At 66.8% G+C, this 20,488-nt stretch carries 17 protein-coding genes and 1 pseudogene; 11 read left to right on the top strand and 7 right to left on the bottom strand.

What is annotated here, in order from left to right:
* Positions 1-29: 29 nt before the first annotated feature.
* The 6 genes and pseudogenes from GO592_RS44810 to GO592_RS31620 form a co-directional block, all read left to right on the top strand.
* A pseudogene (locus GO592_RS44810) lies at positions 30-371 on the top strand (hypothetical protein); the annotation flags it as partial.
* A 350-nt stretch (positions 372-721) separates the two neighbouring features.
* Positions 722-1,126: a J domain-containing protein gene (locus tag GO592_RS31640; protein ID WP_007298670.1), complete on the top strand. Its 405-nt coding sequence runs from the start codon at positions 722-724 to the stop codon at positions 1,124-1,126.
* A 781-nt stretch (positions 1,127-1,907) separates the two neighbouring features.
* Positions 1,908-2,510, top strand: coding sequence for a hypothetical protein (locus tag GO592_RS31635; protein WP_237720492.1), 603 nt, complete (start codon positions 1,908-1,910; stop codon positions 2,508-2,510).
* Positions 2,511-2,890: 380 nt separating this feature from the next.
* Positions 2,891-4,660, top strand: a complete 1,770-nt coding sequence (locus tag GO592_RS31630) for a glycosyltransferase family 2 protein (protein ID WP_007298667.1) — start codon at positions 2,891-2,893, stop codon at positions 4,658-4,660.
* On the top strand, positions 4,657-4,995 hold the full coding sequence (locus GO592_RS31625) for an STAS domain-containing protein (protein WP_007298666.1): 339 nt from the start codon (positions 4,657-4,659) through the stop codon (positions 4,993-4,995). Before GO592_RS31630 ends, GO592_RS31625 begins: the two co-directional genes overlap by 4 nt.
* The gene (locus GO592_RS31620) at positions 4,985-5,401 is read left to right on the top strand and encodes an ATP-binding protein (RefSeq protein WP_007298665.1); all 417 of its coding nucleotides are present in this window, start codon (positions 4,985-4,987) and stop codon (positions 5,399-5,401) included. The genes GO592_RS31625 and GO592_RS31620 overlap by 11 nt, the downstream gene beginning before the upstream one ends.
* A gap of 367 nt (positions 5,402-5,768) precedes the next feature.
* On the opposite strand, the gene GO592_RS31615 is transcribed toward GO592_RS31620, so the two are convergent.
* The 3 genes from GO592_RS31615 to GO592_RS31605 are packed head-to-tail and all read right to left on the bottom strand — an operon-like array spanning position 5,769 to position 9,123.
* Complete coding sequence (locus GO592_RS31615) at positions 5,769-7,373, bottom strand: amidohydrolase (protein ID WP_007298664.1); 1,605 nt, start codon at positions 7,371-7,373, stop codon at positions 5,769-5,771.
* Positions 7,373-8,869: a sodium:solute symporter family protein gene (locus GO592_RS31610; protein WP_007298663.1), complete on the bottom strand. Its 1,497-nt coding sequence runs from the start codon at positions 8,867-8,869 to the stop codon at positions 7,373-7,375. Before GO592_RS31610 ends, GO592_RS31615 begins: the two co-directional genes overlap by 1 nt.
* Positions 8,866-9,123 carry a DUF3311 domain-containing protein gene (locus GO592_RS31605; protein ID WP_005561835.1) on the bottom strand — a complete coding sequence of 86 codons (258 nt, stop codon included), beginning with the start codon at positions 9,121-9,123 and terminating at the stop codon, positions 8,866-8,868. The genes GO592_RS31610 and GO592_RS31605 overlap by 4 nt, the downstream gene beginning before the upstream one ends.
* A 179-nt stretch (positions 9,124-9,302) precedes the next feature.
* On the opposite strand from GO592_RS31605, the gene GO592_RS31600 reads away from it, so the two are divergent.
* The gene (locus GO592_RS31600; RefSeq protein WP_007298662.1) at positions 9,303-10,529 is read left to right on the top strand and encodes a PucR family transcriptional regulator; all 1,227 of its coding nucleotides are present in this window, start codon (positions 9,303-9,305) and stop codon (positions 10,527-10,529) included.
* Here the strand turns inward: GO592_RS31600 and GO592_RS31595 are convergent.
* Both GO592_RS31595 and xsc read right to left on the bottom strand, forming a co-directional pair.
* Positions 10,479-11,234 carry a sulfite exporter TauE/SafE family protein gene (locus GO592_RS31595; protein ID WP_007298661.1) on the bottom strand — a complete coding sequence of 252 codons (756 nt, stop codon included), beginning with the start codon at positions 11,232-11,234 and terminating at the stop codon, positions 10,479-10,481. The two genes, GO592_RS31600 and GO592_RS31595, sit on opposite strands and share 51 nt — an antisense overlap.
* 162 nt (positions 11,235-11,396) lie before the next feature.
* Positions 11,397-13,205: a sulfoacetaldehyde acetyltransferase gene (xsc, locus tag GO592_RS31590; RefSeq protein ID WP_007298660.1), complete on the bottom strand. Its 1,809-nt coding sequence runs from the start codon at positions 13,203-13,205 to the stop codon at positions 11,397-11,399.
* A 199-nt stretch (positions 13,206-13,404) separates the two neighbouring features.
* Between xsc and GO592_RS31585 the strand changes: the two genes are divergently transcribed.
* Genes GO592_RS31585 through GO592_RS31570 form a run of 4 tightly spaced genes read left to right on the top strand, consistent with a single transcriptional unit; the run spans position 13,405 to position 17,660 of the window.
* A complete protein-coding gene (locus GO592_RS31585) occupies positions 13,405-14,238 on the top strand; it encodes an IclR family transcriptional regulator (RefSeq protein ID WP_005265605.1) in 834 nt (277 codons plus the stop codon).
* Between the two features lie 10 nt (positions 14,239-14,248).
* Positions 14,249-15,217 (top strand): AAA family ATPase, encoded by a 969-nt coding sequence (locus GO592_RS31580; protein WP_039951914.1) that lies wholly within the window; start codon positions 14,249-14,251, stop codon positions 15,215-15,217.
* Between the two features lie 10 nt (positions 15,218-15,227).
* Positions 15,228-16,934, top strand: a complete 1,707-nt coding sequence (locus tag GO592_RS31575; protein ID WP_007298658.1) for a cobaltochelatase CobT-related protein — start codon at positions 15,228-15,230, stop codon at positions 16,932-16,934.
* 42 nt (positions 16,935-16,976) lie between these two features.
* On the top strand, positions 16,977-17,660 hold the full coding sequence (locus GO592_RS31570) for a phosphonatase-like hydrolase (protein WP_007298657.1): 684 nt from the start codon (positions 16,977-16,979) through the stop codon (positions 17,658-17,660).
* A 78-nt stretch (positions 17,661-17,738) separates the two neighbouring features.
* Here GO592_RS31570 and pdxS read toward each other — a convergent pair whose 3' ends face one another.
* Complete coding sequence (gene pdxS / locus GO592_RS31565) at positions 17,739-18,629, bottom strand: pyridoxal 5'-phosphate synthase lyase subunit PdxS (RefSeq protein ID WP_081315467.1); 891 nt, start codon at positions 18,627-18,629, stop codon at positions 17,739-17,741.
* Positions 18,626-20,173 carry an amino acid permease gene (locus GO592_RS31560; protein ID WP_005564656.1) on the bottom strand — a complete coding sequence of 516 codons (1,548 nt, stop codon included), beginning with the start codon at positions 20,171-20,173 and terminating at the stop codon, positions 18,626-18,628. The genes pdxS and GO592_RS31560 overlap by 4 nt, the downstream gene beginning before the upstream one ends.
* Positions 20,174-20,488: the final 315 nt, after the last annotated feature.

Genomic DNA, 20,488 nt, shown 5'->3' with positions numbered 1-20,488 from the left:
GTCAAGGTTCGGGAGGGGGTGAGCAGAAGATGACATTGGCGAACATGGTCGCGGAGGTGGACGCCACCGAGATTGGGGAGCGTACCGAACGCGAGGTGGTATGGCCGTGGCACGAACTCGAATATGCACTGCTCGTGGCCGATTCGGACCGCCTCCTCGCCGACGCGCTCACGCCGCAGGCCGTGGTCCTGCTCCACCAGGTGGCCACCGCACCGGCCGGTCCGCCGCGGCCATCCCCTCCCGCATCGCCGGGGTGGACGGTGTCGGACCCACCGGCCCCCGAGATCCGGGCCACGCAGCGCTCACCACCGAGGCCGGAGAAAGACCGACCGCAACGATGCGCTCTCACCGATGAACAGTCGCGAAAGGGGGTGATCAACCACACGAGAGCACGTGTCAGGGTTCGCCGTTGCCGCCTTCCTTCACCTGTCATCTCCTTCCCACGCGGCGCGGCGAACCCGGGCAACCCGCCCGGCCGCCGACCACCCGATGAGAACTGCGCCGACCACGAATCCGATGATCGTCATGGTCGGATCGAGGCGCACCGCCATTGACTGGCATCCGGAAATCTGTCGGCCGTCTCGGGCGGGCAGTGCCCCCCCGCATCGGCACAAGCCGGGGCGGGCCCTTCGTGCGAGTCGGGCCCGTCCCACCCTGGTGGTTCCGGCACCCCGAGCCCGATACCACCTCTTCGTCCGCACCGCACGAAAGGGAAGCGGTGATGGCCACCGAGCAGGATCCATATCTGGTACTGGGGCTGTCCCCGGCGGCGTCCCCGGCCGAGATCACCAGCGCCTACCGGCGACTGTTGCGCGAACACCACCCCGACACCCGTGTACCCGGCCGGCCGGCCGACTCGTCGGCGGACGAGCGCCTTCAGCAGGTCCTGACCGCCTACGCCCTGCTACGCAACCCCGAATACCGCGTGGCCCATGGCAAGTCAGCCACGTGGCGGATGGATGTGCAACGGGCAGCGGCCGAACCCCAGGGGCGGTATCGGAGGCCCCCGCGGGTCCCGACCCCATCTACCACCCCGATCCGGATCCCTGTCCTCGTGATCGACACCCCCTCGCAACGACCACCCGCAACCGGCCTGTGGATCGGACCGGCGCGATGGCACCGCTGACCGCAGCGCCTGGATCCCGAACCCGGACAGCTCCGCGGCCACAGAGATGCCGTTCAGCCCTCGACGGGATCGCGTCGAGGGGCCGACCGAATCCGCGGACATCGGAACCTCCGAAGTTTCCCAGTCCGATTCACGCCTGATCTGCATCGATCACAAGAGTGAATCTATACCTTTTGCTGGGGATAATCTTGCTGGGGATAATCCGAGGCATCGGTGGTCCGAGCATTTCCGGAAGGTGCCGCGTCGATTGGTCGGCGTGGTGGTCACGAGTCCGGGCACTCTCGAATACGGAATCGAACGGACATCTCCCTACCAATTCATCGGCGGCGGCTCTCGGGGGTTGGATGATGCAGCTGGTCGGTGACCGTGATGCGGGCCGATTCTGATGCGAGATCTCCCGAGTGTGCGCGGCGCCGCGCCCTGTCAGGGATGGGCCGGAATACTATGCCGACGATCCAGTGATCGTCGCGCTCGCACTGCGGTCAGTGGCCTGCCGCGCAGGACCGGCGGCACTCGAGGAGCACTGGCCAGGAACGCCCGCGAGACTCGCGGCGGTGCGCCGTCTGATCGGGATCCGGCCGGCATGAGCGGCTTCGCGTAGTCAGCAGGACACGTCCGCCTCACGCTCGGGCAGCGCACCGCAGCGCCCTCGACGGGCGATTGGGAACCGGGCACACGGGGTAATCACGGTATACGCCTCGCGCGCACCGACGCGCCGTAGTTCCACATGCTCCCGACGCCCGACGCAGCGCGTGGCGACGACACACAGCAGGTGGGTTCGATGGTGAAAATAAGGAAGACCAAAACCAAAGTAGAGGTGGCCACAGCGGTCGGCGCCGGATATCTACTGGGGCGCACACACCAGTTGAAGATGGCCGTGAAGATCGCTGGAGCGGGCGGGCGGTCCCCCAAGGGGCCTGAGGATCTGCTCGCACAGGGATCCGGGTTCCTCGCCTCGTCTCCGGAGATCGCGGACCTCGGCGATTCGGTTCGCGGCGAGCTACTCGACACGGCGGCCGCCACGGCCGATGCCAGCAGCGAGCACGTCGATTCGTTCCGCGACCGCCTCCGGTCGGGCGGTGCGCACGTCGTGGCCGGCGGCGGGCACCTGGTCGCCGGGGTGAAGAGGATCGGCCGTCGCGAGCACGCCCACCCGCGGGACCCTGAAGATTCCACCGTCGACGAGGCGCTGGACCACGGAAAAGACGTGGACGAACGTTCGTCTCCCGCGGTCGAAGAAGAACAACAGGCGAAGCCGCACAGACTGCGCAAACGTCGGATCACGACGCCCACTGATTCGGCGGGGGAGTCCGGCGACGAATCCGCACAGGAAGCACGACCTGACACGACCGCACGCAGGAAGGGAACGGCCAAGGCGCACTAGCCTCCTCACCCGTTGGGGCCCCGGCACTCATTGATCAGCGCCGGGTTGTCGATGCTCGTCGATTCGCTCCGACCGGCGCCGAAACCGCACACATCGTCTCATGCAGCAACTCCTCGCGGACAACGAACACTTCCTCACGGTCGTGATGTGCGTGGTCGTGGTGGCGCTCGCCGCCGCCGCGGTGTGGACGATCTTCCGCTGACGGACAGGATCCCGGGGGTCCGGCAAGACGGGAATCTCGTTGGCCAGGCAAGAACTCCCGTGTCCAACGAGCCCGCGCCGCCCTCCAGGCCCAATTGCACGACTTCCAGCCCCGCAGCGGATTGTGCGCCTGCGGAGCGACGCGATCGGAGGACGGGTAGACCGGCGCCTCGCCTCTGGTGACTGCGACCGAGCGGCCCACGCCATCACCGCCGCCGCCCGACCTCACCGTCGATGTCTTCATCACCACGTACAACGAACCCGAGGACCTCGTGCTCGCGACCGCAGCCGCGGCACACCGGATCCGGTACCCACACACCACATGGATTCTCGACGACGGTGACCGCCCCGAACTGGCCCACGCCGCCGACGAACTCGGCGTGCGCTACATGACCCGCGCGGCGTCCTGGACGAACAAACCCCGGCACGCCAAGGCCGGCAACCTGAACAACGCACTCCTGCTCACCGAGGGCGAGTACATTCTCGTCCTCGACGCCGACCAGGTACCCGATCCAGCAATCCTCGACCGCACTCTCGGATACTTCAGGGACGAGAAGATGGCCATCGTCCAGACACCGCAGTACTTCGTGAACGTGACCGCGAGCGATCCTCTCGGCAGCCAGGCCCCCCTCTTCTACGGTCCCATCCAACAGGGCAAAGACGGCTGGAACGCCGCGTTCTTCTGCGGGTCCAACGCCGTTCTGCGCCGCGACGCCCTGATGCAGCTCGGCATCGCCGGATATGTCGAAGCCGTCGAACGCGACGTACATCGGGCACTGCGGACCGCCGCGAAGGTGGTCACGAAAGCTCGGGCCGAGCTGAACGGGGACCAGGAAGAGATCGCCGACGCCCTCGATGATGTCACCGAGGCCGTCCACTCGGCACGGGAAGCCCTCCGCGGCAACCGACCACTCGCCGACGTTACTTATGACTTCCAGCAGCGGGTCGACGCCGCCGCGCGCCGGATCGTCGACACCGACGTCGGGTCGATGCGCGAGGACCTGGCGGCCATTGCCGCACTGGAATCGGATCTGCACGATACCGACACTCCCGTCGCGGTACTCGACGACGCCGCGTTGGCACGGCTGGCCGAACGCGAATGGTCGCCGCTCGGCGCGATCGAGTCCGTCCGCACCCTGATCCGAGCGGTTGACGTCGGCCGCGACGACGAGGCGCAGCCGGTGTTGCCGATGGCCACCATCTCGGTCACCGAGGACATGGCGACGTGCATGAAACTGCACGAACTCGGTTGGCGCACCGCCTACCACCACGAGAACCTTGCCCACGGTCTGGCACCGGAAGACGCCGGCACGATGCTGACTCAGCGACTGCGGTGGGCGCAGGGCACCATCCAGGTGATGTTCCGGGAGAACCCGCTGCTGCAGCGTGGTCTCACCCTCGCGCAGCGGCTGATGTACTGGGCGACGATGTGGAGTTATCTCTCCGGCTTCGCCGCCGTCGTCTACATCGCCGCACCCGTGATATATCTCGTCTTCGGCGTCATGCCCGTGCAGGCATACAGCTGGGAGTTCTTCGGCCGTCTCGTCCCGTTCCTCGTCCTCAACCAGCTGGTGTTCTTCGTGGTCAGCCGCGGCACACCCACCTGGCGTGGCCAGCAGTACAGCCTCGCCCTCTTCCCGGTCTGGATCAAGGCGTGCTGGACCGCTGTCCTCAACGTGTACGCAGCGCGGCCGCTGGGCTTCGCGGTAACGCCCAAGACCCGGCAGGAACACGGTGCGACCCCGTGGTATTTGGTGCGATACCAGCTGATCGCGATGGCAGCACTCGTCCTCGCGTCGGTGATCGGCGTGATTCATCTGGCGCTCGGGAACATCTCCGTCCTCGGTGTCGGTGTGAACCTGTTCTGGGTCGCGTTCGACCTGGTCATCTTGAGTGTCGTCATCCCCGCGGTCCGATATCGCGGATTCCGACAGGAGGAAACTGCATGATCGAGTTCGAGAGCCGTACCACGGACGAGGGTGTGGCGGTGGTACGTCCGGCCGGCAGGCTGAACATGGTCGCAGCGCCGCGCTTGCGAGAGCTGTTGCGCGACGTCGTCGACGGCGGAACGACCCGCGTGGTAGTCGATCTCAGCGCCACCGACTTCATCGACTCCTCGGGGCTCGGGGCACTCATCGCCGGCCTCAAGGCCGCCCGACAGGCCGGTGGCGACCTCCGCATCGCCCAGCCCACCGAGCAAGTCGAGACCGTACTCGCGCTGACCAATCTCAATCGTGTACTTCGAACACACGATTCGGTCGATGCCGCATTCGATGGCCGCTGAACTCGGCTCCTTCTCCCGGCGGCTTCGCACCACCGCCCGCCCGGAAAGCCTGGACGAGGTCCACGAACTCCTCGCGGACCTGTGGGCGCACGACCCGCTGGACGTGCCACGGCGCATCGAGTTCGAGTCCGCTGTCGCTGAAATCGCCGCGAACATCATCGAGCACACTTCCGGTGACAGTGTGACCATGACACTCGAAGTCCGTGCCCTGCCGGACCGGATCGAAGCCCGGTTCGAGGACGACGGCGATCCCGTGTCGGTCGACCTCACAACCATCGAACTCCCAGACGACCTCGCCGAACGCGGCCGCGGCCTCGTCATCGCCACCACGGTTCTCGACCGCCTCGACTACCAACGGGACGGCACCGTCAACACCTGGATTCTGGGCCGCAACCGGGTGGGTTGACGCGAAACCGACAACGGTCAGCCAGATCTTCCACCGAGGGCACAGCGATCCTCACCGGACTCGTTCGGGAGGGGGCGAGCATGCTCAGCAGTTGTCGGCGGCCGCTGGGGCGGGTTACCTGCTGAGGGGCTGGACCGCCCGGCTCCGGATACGGCGCCGCCATCGAATCGGTTGCGGGTCCACAACACCGGCCCGTGACCGTCGCCGACCGCAGCCACGCCGGGGCACCCGTCGTACTTCATTTCGCCGCCCAGCCGCCGTTCAGTGTCTCCGGGAGCTCACCCGGAGTTTCCGCCGGTAGCCGGAACCCGCCCTCGCCTGATCGGCGGGGACAAGTTCCGTTTCAGCTGAGGCACTTACGTTCGGACTACCGCATATCCGCCGCTTCTCCGTCGATCATGACCATTGTGGGACGGGGTATTTCGGTGGTGCCGTCCGCGAGATCCCCGAGACTGCCGCCCAGCGCCACCAGGTCCGCACGACGCCCCGCTGTCAAGGTTCCGACACGGGTCTCGTCGTGCACCAGGTACGCGCTGTCGATGGTCATGGCCCGGATCGCGCGATCCACTCCGATCCGCTGGTTCCCGCCGAGCACGGTGCCGCCCCTCGTCATCCTGGTGACCGCTGTCCTGATGGTCGCGAGCGGGTCCATCGGGGTGATCGGGCAGTCCGAATGCAGTCCGAATCGCAGCCCCAGTTCGTCGGCGCAGGCGAGGGGATCCATCTCGGCGGCGCGCTCGGCACCGAGAAACCGGTCGCGGTGACGATCGCCCCAGTAGAAGACGTGGTTGACGAAGAAACTCACCCCGAGTTCGGATTCCCGGATCGCGGCCAGGTCGCTCGGTGCGCTCACCTGGCAGTGCTCGATGCGGTGCCGTCCCACCCGGCCGTCGGTGGCTTGCGCCCTCCTCAGCGAGGTGATCGCGGCGCCGACCGCCGCGTCGCCGTTGGCGTGCACGGCGACCTGACCGCCCGCGCGATGCACCCGCAGGATCATCTCGTCGAGTTGCGCCTGCGGGTAGAGCAGGTCGCCGTGATGGTTGGGGTCGCACGCGTACGGCGTGCGGAGTGCGGCGGACAGCCCCTGGATCGACCCGTCGGCCCAGAACTTCGCGCCGGCCAGCCGGAAGCGTGCTCCGGCCGCGGGTGCGTGTTCGAACGTGACTCCCCGGTCGTCGAGGGCCTCGAGCGCCATGTCACCGCGCAGGAACCCGACGACGTGCACCGGCAGCTCACCCGACGCGTCCAGCGAGCGGTAGGCGGTCAGCTCCTGCTCGCCGGCCGAGAGACCCACCCCGAGATCGTGGATCGTGGTGATACCCCGCGACCGCGCCGACAGCAGGCTGCGAAGCAGGGCGCCGTTGACCTCCTGCTCGGTCAGCGCGGGAACCGCCGCGGTGAGCCTCGCGACCGCATCGATTTCCCACGCCATCCCGGTCAGACGGCCGTCGGCGCCGCGAGGGAAGAGCGGGTCGTCCACCGGCACCGTGGATTCGTCGATGCCTGCGGCCGCGAGTGCGGCGGTGTTGGCGACGGCGAAGTGCCCGCAGATGTGCAGGACGATGACCGGACGATCGGTGCTGACGGCGTCGAGATCCGTCCGGGTCGGATGCCGCCCCTCGGCGATCTGGGTGTCGTCGTAACCCCATCCCCTGATCCATCCGCTGCCGGTGGCCGCGGCACGCAACGCCTGCTGGATGTCGGCGATCGACCGGCACGGTGGTGTCCGGCAGTCCGCCCAGCCGTCGGTGAGGCCGGCGTAGGTGGGGTGGATGTGCGATTCGATGAGACCCGGGATCACCGTGGCCCCGGGCAGGTCGAGTCGGCGGGCGCCGACTCCGGCGCGATCCGCCATGTCCTTCGCGGTGCCGGTGGCGATCACGTCGGCTCCGTCGATGACCAGCGCCTCGACCGTCGGCGACGACGGGTCCTGGGTGTGGATCGAATCGGCCGTGAGCAGTGTCCGGGACATCAGGCACCCACTTCGCTGCGTGCGGCCACGGATCCCGCGGCGGTGCCGGACGTTCGGCCGTCGGCGCGAAGGCCGCGGACGGGATCGGTGGGTGGCCAGAACACCCGCGTCGACACCACGAAGAGGACGTTGAGGACCAGGGCGGCCGCGCCGAGATTTACACCGTGCTCGGCGAGCCAGGCGGACACCGGGCCGTGCTTGTCGAGATACAGCCACAGCACCACGACGTCGCCGAGCACCACGCCCATGGCGAGGGCAGCGGGTCGCAGTTTCCATCCGAAGACCATCGTCGCGAAGACCACCGCGGCCTGGGTGACGCCGTAGTACGCCGTGTTGACCAGGGTGAGCAGGAGCTGAGGTGTCGCGAGGGTGAGCAGGAGCGAGATCCCGAGGTACGCCACGACGACTCCGCGCACCCAGACCCGTTGGCGAGACTCCGGGATCCCGGGAATGATGTTGCGCGACACGATCGCGCCGATTCCGAGGGCCGCTCCGCACAGCACCACGATCGCACAGAGGGCCGCGCCGCCTGCGACGACGCCGGTCAGCCAGTCGGGCAACAGTTGTCGCGACAACTGCAAGAGCACCTGGTCGGATTCCGTGCCCTCGAGCTTCGTCGGCAGCAGCGTGATCGCCCCGAAGGCGGCGGCGACGAGGAACGGGTACATGAGCATGTACAGCGGATTGAACTTGGCGACCCGCTTGATCGTCGCCTCGGACTTCGCCGCGAGCACGGCCTGCACGATGATCGGGAAGATGAAGAACCCGACCGATTGGAACACGATCGTCGTCAGGACGAACGTCAGTGACGACCCGGTGACCGTGGAGTGTGAGGCCGAGCCGCCACCACTGGCTGCCGCCGCGGCGAACAGTTTCTCGGTGCCACCGGTCTCGATCACCGCCGCGAGTCCGATCAGGACGGCGCCGAGCAACAGGGCGGTGTCCTTGACGTACGACACGAATGCGGGGGCGCGCACCCCGGACAACATGAGGAACAGCAGCGCAAGGGCTGCGCCGGCGAAGACCGCGACGGTGGGGTCGAGGGAGATACCCAGACCGGTCAGCGCGATCTGCAGTCCGGCGAGCTGAAGCTGGCCCCACGGGATGAGGAATACGACCGAAGCGATGGCGATCGTCAATTCCAGCCCACGCGACCGGAAGTGGCGCCCGGCCACATCGGGCAGGGTCATGGCGCCGTATCTCTTGCCCGCCCGCCAGAGATAGGGCGCGAAGAAGTATCCGATCGGGTAGGCCAGCAGGATGTACCCGATGAACCAGACGCCGTAGCTCGCCCCGTGCGCGTACACGCCGCCGGGAAAACCGATCAGGGTGCCGATGCTGTACGCCTCGCCCGCTCCCAGGATGAAGACCAGCAGCGGACCGAACGACCGGCCACCCACCAGGTAGTCGGAGATCTCCTTCTTGCTGCCGCGCCGCGACAGCACGCCTGCCCCGAGTGCGAGGACGAGCACGAGGGTGAAGAAGGCCGCGGTCATGACTGGTCTCCCGTCCGAGCGCTCGTAGCGGCCGATTCGGCGCGCTCGGCAGCTTCGAAGTCCTTGCGGTCGAATAACTTCCAGGCGAGATGGAGGCACAGCGAGGTGAGCGGCATCCACAGGAACAACCACGCGAACAGGATGGGGACTCCGAAGACCGTGGCCGTGGATCCGGCTAGGGCGACGATGCCGCCCAGAACCCCGGCGAACGGGACACCTATCGCGAGTAAGGCGCTTTTTGCCTCGTTGGACATGATTGTTTTGTCTCCTATTCCGACTGCGTCCACCGGCGTCGCGGGTTGGGTCCGGTGCCGGTCGACGTGCACTCTGGCACTAGTGTGTGCTGAATCACTCCCCTCGGGCCATGGGCGAATCCCGGAAAACGTCGCGGTGGTTCGTGAATTTCACGGGAGTGCGGAATGCGAGGGAGAGGGTGCCCGAGTCCGTGGGTGAAGACACGATCCAACGGCTGTGCCGGCAGGTCTCGGAGGAGATCGAATCGGTAACCGACCGAGCGGTGGGTCAGATCCGCGCCGAGTTGCAGTCGTACGCCGCCGTACCGATCGAGGAGCAGCGCGGATACATCAGGCGGCAGCTCGCGGCGACATTGCGCGCCCTCGCGGAGAGCGAGCCTCTCGCCGACGACGTCCTCGAGCGTTCGCGTCAGCTCGGGCGGCGCCGGGCAATGCAGGGATTGCCACTGTCCGACGTCATCGAGACGTACCACATCGCGTCCCGCGAATTGTGGAACACGATGGTGGCCACAGCCGCCGAGCCGACAACCGACCTGCTGCGCGCAGGCGGCATGATGTGGGACCTCGTCCACACCGCCACCAGCGCGGTCGCCGTCGGACACACCGATGCGACCCGAAGCGAACAGGCCATCCGCGCGGGGGTGCGATACCGGTTCTTCGAGGCCCTCGCGAGGTCGGTCGACGGCGACCACCGCGATGTGCGCGAGCTGGCAGAGGCGCTGGGTTTCACCGCGCAGCACGAGTTCCAAGCGGTGTGCGTCGCCGCGGAGGAGTGGTCGGAAGCGCAGCTCGAACGGCTGCAACGCACCCTGGACACGATCCCGGGCACCACTCAATGCAGCGGGCACGACACCGTCATCATCGCCCTGAGCCAGCGCGCACCGGTCGACGACATCATCCGCGAGGTCCGGCTCGGTCACCCGGGCACCACGGTCGGAGTCGGATTGGGCCGCCCCGGCCTGGCCGGCGCGGCGATGAGCATCACGGACGCGCGCCGGGTCCTGCATCTGGCCTCGCCTACCGGTGAGGTGGTCCGTTTCGCCGACGAGTGGGTTGCCGCCACCCTGGCGGACCATCGCGACGAGCTCGCCACACTGCTGGAGCCGGGTGTCGCCGTCGCCGCGGACCATCCGCACCTCGTCGAGGCGGTATTGGCGTTCGCCCGCAACGAGTTCTCCATCAGCGCGGCCGGACGGGACATCCACCTGCACGCGAACTCGATCACCTACCGGCTCGACCGTTGGCAGCAGCTGACCGGCTGGGATCCCCGGACTCTCGACGGCCTGCAACGGTCGGTGTCGAGTTTGAGTCTGTTCCAGCGCGATTCGGGGGATTCGAGTTCCCGGGAAACACGGTCAGCGCAACGCCACCTGCACGAGGACGGCGGCGCCGAGGAAGCCGAGTAGCCACAGCACCCGTTGACGGACCTGCTGGGCGGTGGTGCGGTCGAACAGCCATTTCCCCGCGGCGGCGCCGAACATGCAGAGCGGCGTGAACAGGACGATCTGCGCGAGGACGGGCACGGTGAGAAGACCACCGGCGGCCGACCCCGCGGCGCCGAACGCGTCGATGACGAGGAAGAACACGACGAGCGAGGCGCGTCCGGCCGCCACGTGGGTGGACGCGGAGAAGTACATCAGGACGGCGGGCGGGCCACCGAGCGCGAAGCCGCCGTTGAGGAGACCGGACGCCACGCCCGTCACCGTGGTCACCCCGGGGCCGGGCAGCGACTGCCGGTCGGGGACGGCGGCCATGGCGACGGCGGAGCCGATGATCGCGACACCCAGCAGCACGCGCACCAGGTCACCGGACAGCTGCGTGAGCGCCCACATCCCCAGCGGCATACCGATCAGGGTGCCGGCGAACAACCAGCGCAACGACTTCCAGTGCACCTGCCGCCACACCTGGGGCAGCATCGCTGCGCTCGCGACGACCTCGACGACGAACACGGTCGGGATCACCGACGTCGGCGGGAGCAGGACGACGAGTCCCGCGACCCACACCATCGCGCCACCGAAACCACCGAAACCACGGACGACACCGCCTGCCACCACCACGCCGAGCGCGAAGAGGAGGGCAGGCAACGACAGATCCCACACCGTTGCCGCCATATCCTGTTGCACCGCTTTCGTTCGCCGTTGTCTCCGTCAGAAGTGTGGGGGTAGCGGCGGCGAAGCGACAGGTCCAGACGACGTCGAATCGTCGGTACCAGGACGGCACGGGACGTGGCCCCCGGCGTCTGCGCCGGGGGCCACGTGCTCGCAGGGAGCGGACTACACGTAGTCCTTGTACTTGTCGAGCAGGCGAACCGGCTTCGACAGCGCGTCGCGGCGGAAAGGGTCGCCGAGTTCGCGGGTGCACATGATCTCGATGACCGTCGTCTTGCCCTCGTTCATCTGTGCGGCGACCGCGCGCTGCAGTGCGGGACCGACCTCCTCGAGCTTGTCCACGACGATGCCCTCGGCGCCCATCGCCTGTGCGATCCCGGCGAAGGACTCGCTCTCGAGCTCACCGGCGACGAAGCGGCGGTTGTAGAAGTCGACCTGGTTCTTCTTCTCCGCACCCCACTGCCGGTTGTGGAAGACGACGGCGGTGACCGGGATGTCGTGCCGGACAGCCGTCATGATCTCGCCCAGGCTCATGCCCCAGGCGCCGTCACCTGCGTAGGCGATGGCGGGCCGTTCCGGTGCCGCCGCCTTCGCGCCGATTACGGTCGGCAGCGCGTAACCGCAGTTACCGAAGCTCATCGGGGCGAGGAAGCTGCGCGGCTTCTCGAACCGCAGGTAGCTGTTGGCGACGGAGTTGATGTTGCCGATGTCCGTGGACACCATCACGTCTTCCGGCATCGCCTTCTCCAGCTCGCGCAGCACCTGACGCGGGTGCAGCCAGTTGCCCTCCTCGCCTTCCTGTTCGGCGATCATGTCGAGGCTGAACGGATCGCGCTCATGCGTCCATTCGTCGAGTTCCTTCTCCCACGCGGCCTTCTCGGCGTCGATCTTCTCGCCGCGTGCCGCGCGGTTGGCGTCGCAGACGAGGGCCTTGCCCTCGAGCCGCTCGGTGAGCGCGACGGCAGCGGCCTTCGCGTCGCCGCAGATTCCGACGGAGATCTTCTTGACCAGACCGAGCATCTTGTGGTCGGCGTCGATCTGGATGATCTTGGCATTCTTCGGCCAGTAGTCCATGCCGTGCTGCGGCAGCGTTCCGAAGGGGCCGAGGCGAGTACCGAGGGCAAGCACCACGTCCGCCTGGCTGATCAGCTTCATCGCGGCCTTGGAACCCTGGTAGCCGAGCGGTCCGGTCCACAGCGGGTGGCTGGCGGGGAACGAGTCGTTGTGCAGGTAGCTGTTGACGACGGGGGCGCCGAGACGCTCGGCGAGTGCCTTGCACTCCTCGACACCGTCGGCCATCACCACGCCGCCGCCGGACACGATGACCGGGAACTCGGCCTGCGCCAGCAGTTCCGCCGCCTCGTTCAGGCTCGTCTCGCCACCGGGACCGCGGTCGAGGCGGGTGGGCTGCGGGATCTCCGTCTCGATCTCACCGTAGAAGTAGTCGCGCGGAATGTTGAGCTGCGTCGGGCCCATCTCGGACATCGCGCGGTCGAAACAGCGGCCGGTGAACTCGGCCATGCGCTTCGGGTTGTTGACGTGCCCCTGGTACTTCGTGAACTCCTGGAACATCGGCAGCTGGTTGGCTTCCTGGAAGCCGCCCAGGCCCGTTCCCATGGTGCCGGCCTCGGGAGTGACGATGACGACGGGGCTGTGCGCCCAGAACGCGGCGGCAATCGCGGTGACGCAGTTGCTGATACCCGGACCGTTCTGCCCGATCACCATGCCGTGCCGCCCACTGACCCGGGCATACCCGTCGGCCATGTGTCCCGCGCCCTGCTCGTGCACGACCGGGACGAGCCGAATCCCGGCGGGAGCGAAGATGTCCATCGCATCCATGAAGGCGGATCCCATGATGCCGAACATGTCGGTGACGCCGTTGGCGACCATCGTCTCGACGAACGCCTCCGACGGTGTCATCTTCTGTACACCGGAGACAGCGGTGCGATCGGCACCGTTCTTCTTCTTGCTCATGTGTGATCCTCCTTCAGGGGCGCGCCGGAACCGGCAGAGAATGTCAAAAATCGGAACGTTTCGTTCGTGATTTTGTGATCTGGAACGACAGTAGGCCACGTCACACACTTCGTCAATAAATGTTCCTAAAACTGGAACGAGATGTATGATTTTTCGATACACGATGCGAATGCGTCGCCGTTTCGGCCAAGGAGGAACCGTGGGTGAGATTCACCGGATCGACGAGTCGAACGGACACCCGACTACGGAGCTACCCGGAGACACACCGACGCTCCGCCTGTTCGCACTGCTCGAGATGATCGCCTCCAAGGACCAGCTGTTCACGTTGCAGGGGCTCGTCGAGGAGACGGGCATGGCCAAGCCGACCCTGCACCGCATGCTCCAGCAACTCGAGGGCGCCGGACTCCTCACCCGGCAGAACAACGGCAGGCATTACGGCACCGGCGTGCGCCTGCGACGCTTCGCCGAAAATCTGCTGCTCAACGACACCCACCACGGCGCACGACACGCCATCCTCCGGAACCTCGTCGCGGAACTCGGCGAGAGCTGCAACGTGACCACCCTGTCGGGTAGCGAAGTGGTGTATCTCGACCGCGTGGAAACCTCCGAGCCCCTTCGCTTTACACTCCATGCGGGATCGCGGGTGCCCGCACACTGCTCGGCCAGCGGCAAGATGATCCTGTCGCAGCTCAGCCCTGCCCAGCGACGGCGACTTCTCGCGCGAATGCCGCTCGAGAGGTATACCACCAAGACGGTCACCGACGTCGAGCTGATCGAGACCGAACTCAAGCAGGTCCGCCGTGACGGTTACGCCATCGACGACGAAGAGTTCCTTCCCGGCCTCGTGTGCGCTGCGGTACTCGTCCCCTGTGCCACAGGCAATTCCAACCTCTGCATCGCAGTCCAGGCCCCGGTCATGCGACTCACCCCCGACAAGGCGCTCAAGCTTCTGCCCGCGTTGCGGCGGGCAGCCGACGCCATCGGTGAGATCGAGAACGAGGTCACGGACGACGGTTCGCCAGACCTGAACTGAAGGAGGGCGTATGCCCGAAATGACCACTGCGGCACCCAGCCACGTGCTGTCCGCACGCGAGCTGTTCGGAATCGACACCGACCTGACGGTTCGCGCCTTCCGCGAACCCGTCGACCACGTCCCCGACATCGACCCCGCGTACCGGTTCGACCACGCGGTGACGACGGCCCTGCTCGCCGGGTTCGGCCGCAACCGCCGGGTGATGGTGCAGGGTCTGCACGGCACCGGCAAGTCCACGCACATCGAGCAGGTCGCGGCGCGGCTCAACTGGCCGTGTGTGCGGGTCAACCTCGACGGGCATCTCAGCCGGCTGGACCTGATAGGCCGGGACGCGGTGGTCCTGCGAGACGGTAAGCAGGTCACCGAATTCCAGGAGGGCATCCTGCCCTGGGCACTGCAGCGACCCGTTGCCCTCATCCTCGACGAATACGACGCCGGCCGCCCCGATGTCATGTTCGTGATCCAGCGTCTCCTCGAACGCGACGGGAAACTCACCCTGCTCGACCAGAACAGGGTCCTGACTCCGCATCCGGCCTTCCGGTTGTTCGCCACGGCCAACACCGTCGGCCTGGGCAATCTCAACGGGTTGTATCACGGCGTGCAGCGGCTCAATCACGCGCAGATCGATCGCTGGAACATCGTCGCGACGCTCGATCACCTCCCCGCGGAACAGGAAATCGAGATCGTGTCCGCGCGGGTGCCGTCACTGAGCCGGGACCTGATCGGGTCGATGGTGGCCGTGGCCAACCTGACCCGGAGCGGTTTTCGAGTCGGCGACCTGTCGACGCTGATGTCGCCGCGCACGGTGATCACCTGGGCCGAGAACATCGAGATCTTCCACGACCCGGCACTGGCATTCCGGTTGTCGTTCGTCAACAAGTGCGACGAGGCCGAGCGGCCCGTCGTCGCCGAGTACTTCCAGCGATGCTTCGATTCGGAACTGGAGCGGTCGGCGATGCTCGCGACGAGCACGGCCTGAGCGGGCAGTCATGACAGAACTGCCCGTGCGCCCCGCGTCGGTCCGCCGTCAGCAGGAGGTTCACGAACTCTGTGCCGGCACGATCCGTGCTCTCGCGGGGCAGAGTGAGTTGCACTTTCGCGGACCGGAACTCCACCGCGGACATCGGCGCGTGCCGATGCCCGCCCCACATCTGCACCCGTCCTTCGACGGCGCCGACTTCGCGTCCTTCCGCGGCGCGGCGGACGGCATGGCGTCGCGTCTCCTCCACACCGACCCCGTCCTGCATCGCAGCCTGTGCCCGGACGGCACCGCGGATCGGCTGATCTTCGAGATCCTGGAACAGTTCCGTGTCGAATCGCTGGCCGCCGACGCGTGGGGTGGCGTGTGCGCCAACCTCTCCCACCGCTTCACGCAATGGTCACAGGACTACGTGGCGTCCGGGCCGACCGAGACCGTGCACGGAATGCTGCTGTTCACGGTGACGCAGATGTGCCGGGCCCGGATCACCGCCGAGCCGATACCCGAGGCCATCGAGGACCTGATCGAATCGACCCGGTTCGCTCTCGCCTCCGTTCTCGGCGGCCACCTCCCGTGGCTGCGTCGAACCCGTTTCTCGCAAAACGACTTCGGGGTCCACGCACAGGCAGTCGCCGAGCTGATCGGCCGTCACCTGGAGTCACTCACCGACACGGACGTCTCGGCCGACGACCGGAGCGCCGGCCGGGTGGCGTTCTCCCTCCTGTTCGACTTCGAACCCGACGACGGCGAGGCCTTCCGGACCGCGGAGTCGGGGCGCAGTCGCGCGCTGGGGGAGGACGGAGACGGGTACCGCGTGTTCACCCGCGCCTACGACGAGACACGACAGATCGCGTCCCTCGTCCGGCCCGAACTGCTGCAGGAGTACCGCCGGCGGCTCGACCTCGGCATCGACCTGCAGCACCTCAACGTCCGGAAGCTCGGACGGCAACTGAAGGCCCTGCTCTCGAAACCGGTCACCGACGGATGGGAAGGCGGCCGGGAAGAGGGATACCTCGACGGTCGCCGGCTCGCCCAGCTGGTCACCTCGCCCACCGATCGCAGACTCTTCCGGGCCGAACGCACCGAGCCGCAGACCGACACGACCGTGACCTTCCTCATCGACTGCTCCGGTTCGATGAAGGAGTTCAGCGAACCGGTTGCGATCCTGGTCGACGTGTTCGCCCGGGCACTCGAACTGGCCGACGCCCGCTGCGAGATCCTGGGTTTCACGACCACCGCATGGAACGGGGGACGGGCCCGCCGAGACTGGCTCCGGTCCGGCCGTCCGCACAACCCGGGACGCCTCAACGAGGTCCGGCAGCTGGTGTTCAAGGACGCCGAAACTTCCTGGCGCCGAGCCCGTCCCGCGATCGCGGGACTGCTGAAGAACGACCTGTTCAAAGAAGGCGTCGACGGTGAGGCCGTCGACTGGGCGTGCTCCCGGATGCGGGGCACCCAGGGCCGGAGGCTCCTGTTCGTGATCTCGGACGGAAGCCCCCTGGACGGCGCCACCGCGCTGGCCAACGACGAGTTCTACCTGGACCACCACCTGCAGGACGTGGTCGAGCGACACGAGGACGAGCGGGCCGTCGAGGTGTACGGACTGGGAGTCGGGCTGGATCTGAGCCCGTACTACGACCGCTGCCGGACGCTCGATCTGTCGTGCGGTACCAACAGCGACGTCATTGCCGACGTGCTGTCGATGATCGCCCACTGACAGCATCACCTGCCAGTGGCTCAACAGTGAGGAGTCACACCCATGACCGAACACGGGGTTTCCCTGGTCACCTTGGACATTGCCGGAACGAGCGTCGACGAAGGCGGCGCCGTGTACGTCGCGTTACGCGACACCGTCGAGGAGCACCTCGGCGAACCGATTCCGGACGATCGGTTCGACCGGTGGAAGGGCACGGGCAAGAGGCAGGCCATCGAGGGACTGCTGCGGGAGAGCGGCGTGCCGGTCGAGAAGAATGTTTTGGACGCCGTCGAATCCGATTTCACCGCAATGCTTCTGGCTGCGTACCGCAAGACGCCGCCCACCGCACTGCCCGGGGTTCACGACGCCTTCGGTGCGTTGCGGCAGCGCGGCATCAAGATCGTTCTCCAGACCGGCTATTCACGCCAGATCGCGGAACCGCTGCTGGAGCAGGTCGGGTGGGAGATCGGACGGGACATCGACGGTGTGATCACGAGCGACCAGGTGCGGATGAGCAGGCCGTCGCCCTATCTCATCTTCCGCGCCATGGAACTCGCCGGAGCGCAGAGCGTCGACGAGGTGCTGGTGGGTGGCGACACCCCGAACGATCTCCGGGCCGGGACGAACGCCGGGGCGCGCTACGTGGTGGGTGTTCTGACCGGCGCCCACGACGCGGCGGCGCTGCGTCCGGAGCCCCACACGCACATCCTGGAGAGCGCAGCGAAGCTTCCCGAACTGCTGGGCTGAACGACGACTGTGGGCCGGTTCTGCTGCACGACAGCAGAACCGGCCCACAGTGGTTTCGGAGGAGCGGGATTACCTACGTCACCAGCCGCGTTCGGCGAGCCGGTGCGGGACCGGGATGTCGTCGACGTTGATGCCGACCATCGCCTCACCCAGCCCGCGGGAGACCTTCGCCAGCACGTCCGGGTCGTCGAAGAACGTGGTCGCCTTCACGATCGCCGCGGCCCGCTCCGCCGGATTACCGGATTTGAAGATGCCCGACCCGACGAACACACCCTCCGCACCGAGCTGCATCATCATCGCCGCATCCGCCGGGGTGGCGATACCACCGGCGGTGAACATCGTCACCGGCAACTTCCCGGCCTTGGCGACCTCGACGACCAGGTCGTACGGCGCCTGCAGCTCCTTCGCCGCCACATACAGCTCGTCCTCGCTCAGCGAGGTCAACCGGCGGATCTCCCCACCGATCGTCCGCATGTGCGTGGTCGCGTTCGACACGTCACCGGTACCGGCCTCACCCTTGGACCGGATCATCGCCGCACCCTCGGTGATCCGCCGCAACGCCTCACCCAGATTGGTGGCACCACACACGAACGGGACGGTGAACTTCCACTTGTCGATGTGGTTGGCGTAGTCGGCCGGGGTCAGCACCTCGGACTCGTCGACGTAGTCGACCCCGAGGGACTGCAGGATCTGCGCCTCAACGAAGTGCCCGATCCGGGCCTTGGCCATCACCGGGATCGACACCGCGGAGATGATGCCGTCGATCATGTCCGGATCACTCATCCGGGACACCCCACCCTGCGCCCGGATGTCCGCGGGCACCCGCTCGAGCGCCATGACCGCCACCGCACCGGCGTCCTCGGCGATCTTCGCCTGATCGGGGGTGACGACGTCCATGATGACCCCGCCCTTCAACATCTCGGCCATGCCACGCTTGACGCGCGCCGTACCGACGGCGGAACTGTTCACGACTGTCTCCTCTGGTGACGATGGGTGTGCGGCTTCTGTTGCGCAGCCGCCAGCAGTTCGATGTCCGAGCCGCCGAGCGTCTCCACGGACTCGATGCGCTTCTCGGCCTCCGCGACCGACTCGTCCGCGGAACCGATCGGGGGAGCACCGGACAGTGATTCGTCGTCGTGACCGCCCTTGCCGAGCAACTTCCGTACCTGGTAGCTGATCAGGATGACGATCAACGTCAGACCGCTCATGAGGAACTGGGAGCGGGTGGACGGCAGGAACGCCATCGCGAGGATGACGGTGGCCATCAGGGCGATGGTGGCGTAGCTCAGCCACGGGAACAGCCACATCCGGAGTTGCAGTGCCTCAGGGTCTTCGCGCTCGAGTCGACGTCGGAGCACCACCTGGGAGATGGCGATCAGGAGGTACACGAACAGCGCGACGGCGCCGTACGAGTTGACGAGGAAGCCGAAGACGACGTCGCCCCACACGTAGGTGCAGGCGACGGACACGTATCCGACGGTGGTGCCGAGCAGGATCGCACGACGCGGCACGCCGTTGCGGGACAGCGTCGTGAAGAACTTCGGGGCGTCGCCGTTGCGGGTGAGCGCGAACAGCATGCGGGACGTGGTGTACAGCGCCGAGTTCAGGCAGGAGAGGACCGCGGTGAGGACGATGAAGTTCATGATCGTCGCGACACCGGGAATTCCCAGGACCTCGAGCACCGCGGCGTACGGACTCACACCGACACTCTCGGTGTTCCACGGCTGGATCGTGACGACCACGAGAATCGAACCGACGTAGAACGTCACGATCCGCACCACGATCGACCGCATGGCATGGGCGACAGCACGCTTCGGCTCCTCCGACTCGGCAGCGGCGATCGTCACGATCTCGGCTCCCGTGTAGAAGGCGACGCAGGGGACCACCGCGGCGAGCACCGCACCCCAGCCGAGCGGGGTGAAGCCGCCGTGGTTCACAAGGTTGCCGAGCCCGGGCGTCGAATCGGGCCACAGTCCGGTGATCCAGAGGGCGCCCATCCCGAGAAACAGAACGATCGCCACCACCTTGATCGACGAGAACCAGTATTCGAACTCGCCGTAGGAGCGGGCGGACACCATGTTGGTGGCCGTCAGCAGGAGCATCAGCCCCAGGCTCAGGAGCCACAGCGGAATCATCGGCAGCCAGAGCTGCAGGATCCGGCCGCCGGCGATGGCCTCGACCGCGACCACGATGACGAAGAAGTACCAGTACATCCAGCCCGTCGCGAACCCGGCGCGACGCCCCAGGGCCTGGCGAGCGTAGACGTAGAACGATCCGACCACCGGCCGGGCCACCGCCATCTCCGCCAGCATCCGCATGATCAGCAAGGTGATGATGCCTGCGATGAGGAAGGAGATGATGGCGCCTGGACCGGCACCGCCGATGACGACACCGCTGCCCACGAAGAGACCGGCGCCGATCACCCCGCCCAGGGCGATGAGATTCATGTGCCTGCGCTTCAGGCCCTTGCCGAGACCTGAACTGTCGGTGTGTCCGGGAACGGTACTGTCCACATTTTCCTCCAGAAGACGCTGCCGTGGCCCTCACCTGACCCGACCTCGTCGGTCGTACGTCGATGCCGGGCACCCACCGGTTCAGCGACTCAATCGTATGTGTGATCCACATCACTTATTTCGGTGTTCACCTCACACTACGACTGGTGCCAGATCTCGCCCAGAGCCAGTTGCCTCGCAAGCGATGGGACCAGTTCGACCGCGGAACCGCCGACCGGGAAAGCCTCTGAACTGGGAGGACAGCGATCGTCACCGGAAGGAGCGTGTTCACATGGCCCGGCGGCACAGGTTCGCGGCACATCTGGATCCCCCGGC

Origin of the sequence: Rhodococcus sp. 21391 (assembly GCF_016772255.1) — a bacterium.
Taxonomy (GTDB): Bacteria; Actinomycetota; Actinomycetes; order Mycobacteriales; family Mycobacteriaceae; genus Rhodococcus_F; species Rhodococcus_F opacus.
Note: the sequence above shows the minus strand (reverse complement) of the source record. Positions and strands in the feature narration are given on the sequence as shown.

What these genes read in the sequence shown, in the direction of transcription:
- GO592_RS31615 (WP_007298664.1), bottom strand. Translation starts at nt 7,373, where the DNA reads ATGTCCCGGACACTGCTCACGGCCGATTCGATCCACACCCAGGACCCG.
- GO592_RS31570 (WP_007298657.1), top strand. Translation starts at nt 16,977, where the DNA reads ATGACCGAACACGGGGTTTCCCTGGTCACCTTGGACATTGCCGGAACG.
- GO592_RS31610 (WP_007298663.1), bottom strand. Translation starts at nt 8,869, where the DNA reads ATGACCGCGGCCTTCTTCACCCTCGTGCTCGTCCTCGCACTCGGGGCA.
- GO592_RS31620 (WP_007298665.1), top strand. Translation starts at nt 4,985, where the DNA reads ATGGCCGCTGAACTCGGCTCCTTCTCCCGGCGGCTTCGCACCACCGCC.
- GO592_RS31605 (WP_005561835.1), bottom strand. Translation starts at nt 9,123, where the DNA reads ATGTCCAACGAGGCAAAAAGCGCCTTACTCGCGATAGGTGTCCCGTTC.
- GO592_RS31580 (WP_039951914.1), top strand. Translation starts at nt 14,249, where the DNA reads ATGCCCGAAATGACCACTGCGGCACCCAGCCACGTGCTGTCCGCACGC.
- GO592_RS31625 (WP_007298666.1), top strand. Translation starts at nt 4,657, where the DNA reads ATGATCGAGTTCGAGAGCCGTACCACGGACGAGGGTGTGGCGGTGGTA.
- xsc (WP_007298660.1), bottom strand. Translation starts at nt 13,205, where the DNA reads ATGAGCAAGAAGAAGAACGGTGCCGATCGCACCGCTGTCTCCGGTGTA.
- GO592_RS31595 (WP_007298661.1), bottom strand. Translation starts at nt 11,234, where the DNA reads ATGGCGGCAACGGTGTGGGATCTGTCGTTGCCTGCCCTCCTCTTCGCG.
- GO592_RS31640 (WP_007298670.1), top strand. Translation starts at nt 722, where the DNA reads ATGGCCACCGAGCAGGATCCATATCTGGTACTGGGGCTGTCCCCGGCG.
- GO592_RS31635 (WP_237720492.1), top strand. Translation starts at nt 1,908, where the DNA reads ATGGTGAAAATAAGGAAGACCAAAACCAAAGTAGAGGTGGCCACAGCG.
- GO592_RS31575 (WP_007298658.1), top strand. Translation starts at nt 15,228, where the DNA reads ATGACAGAACTGCCCGTGCGCCCCGCGTCGGTCCGCCGTCAGCAGGAG.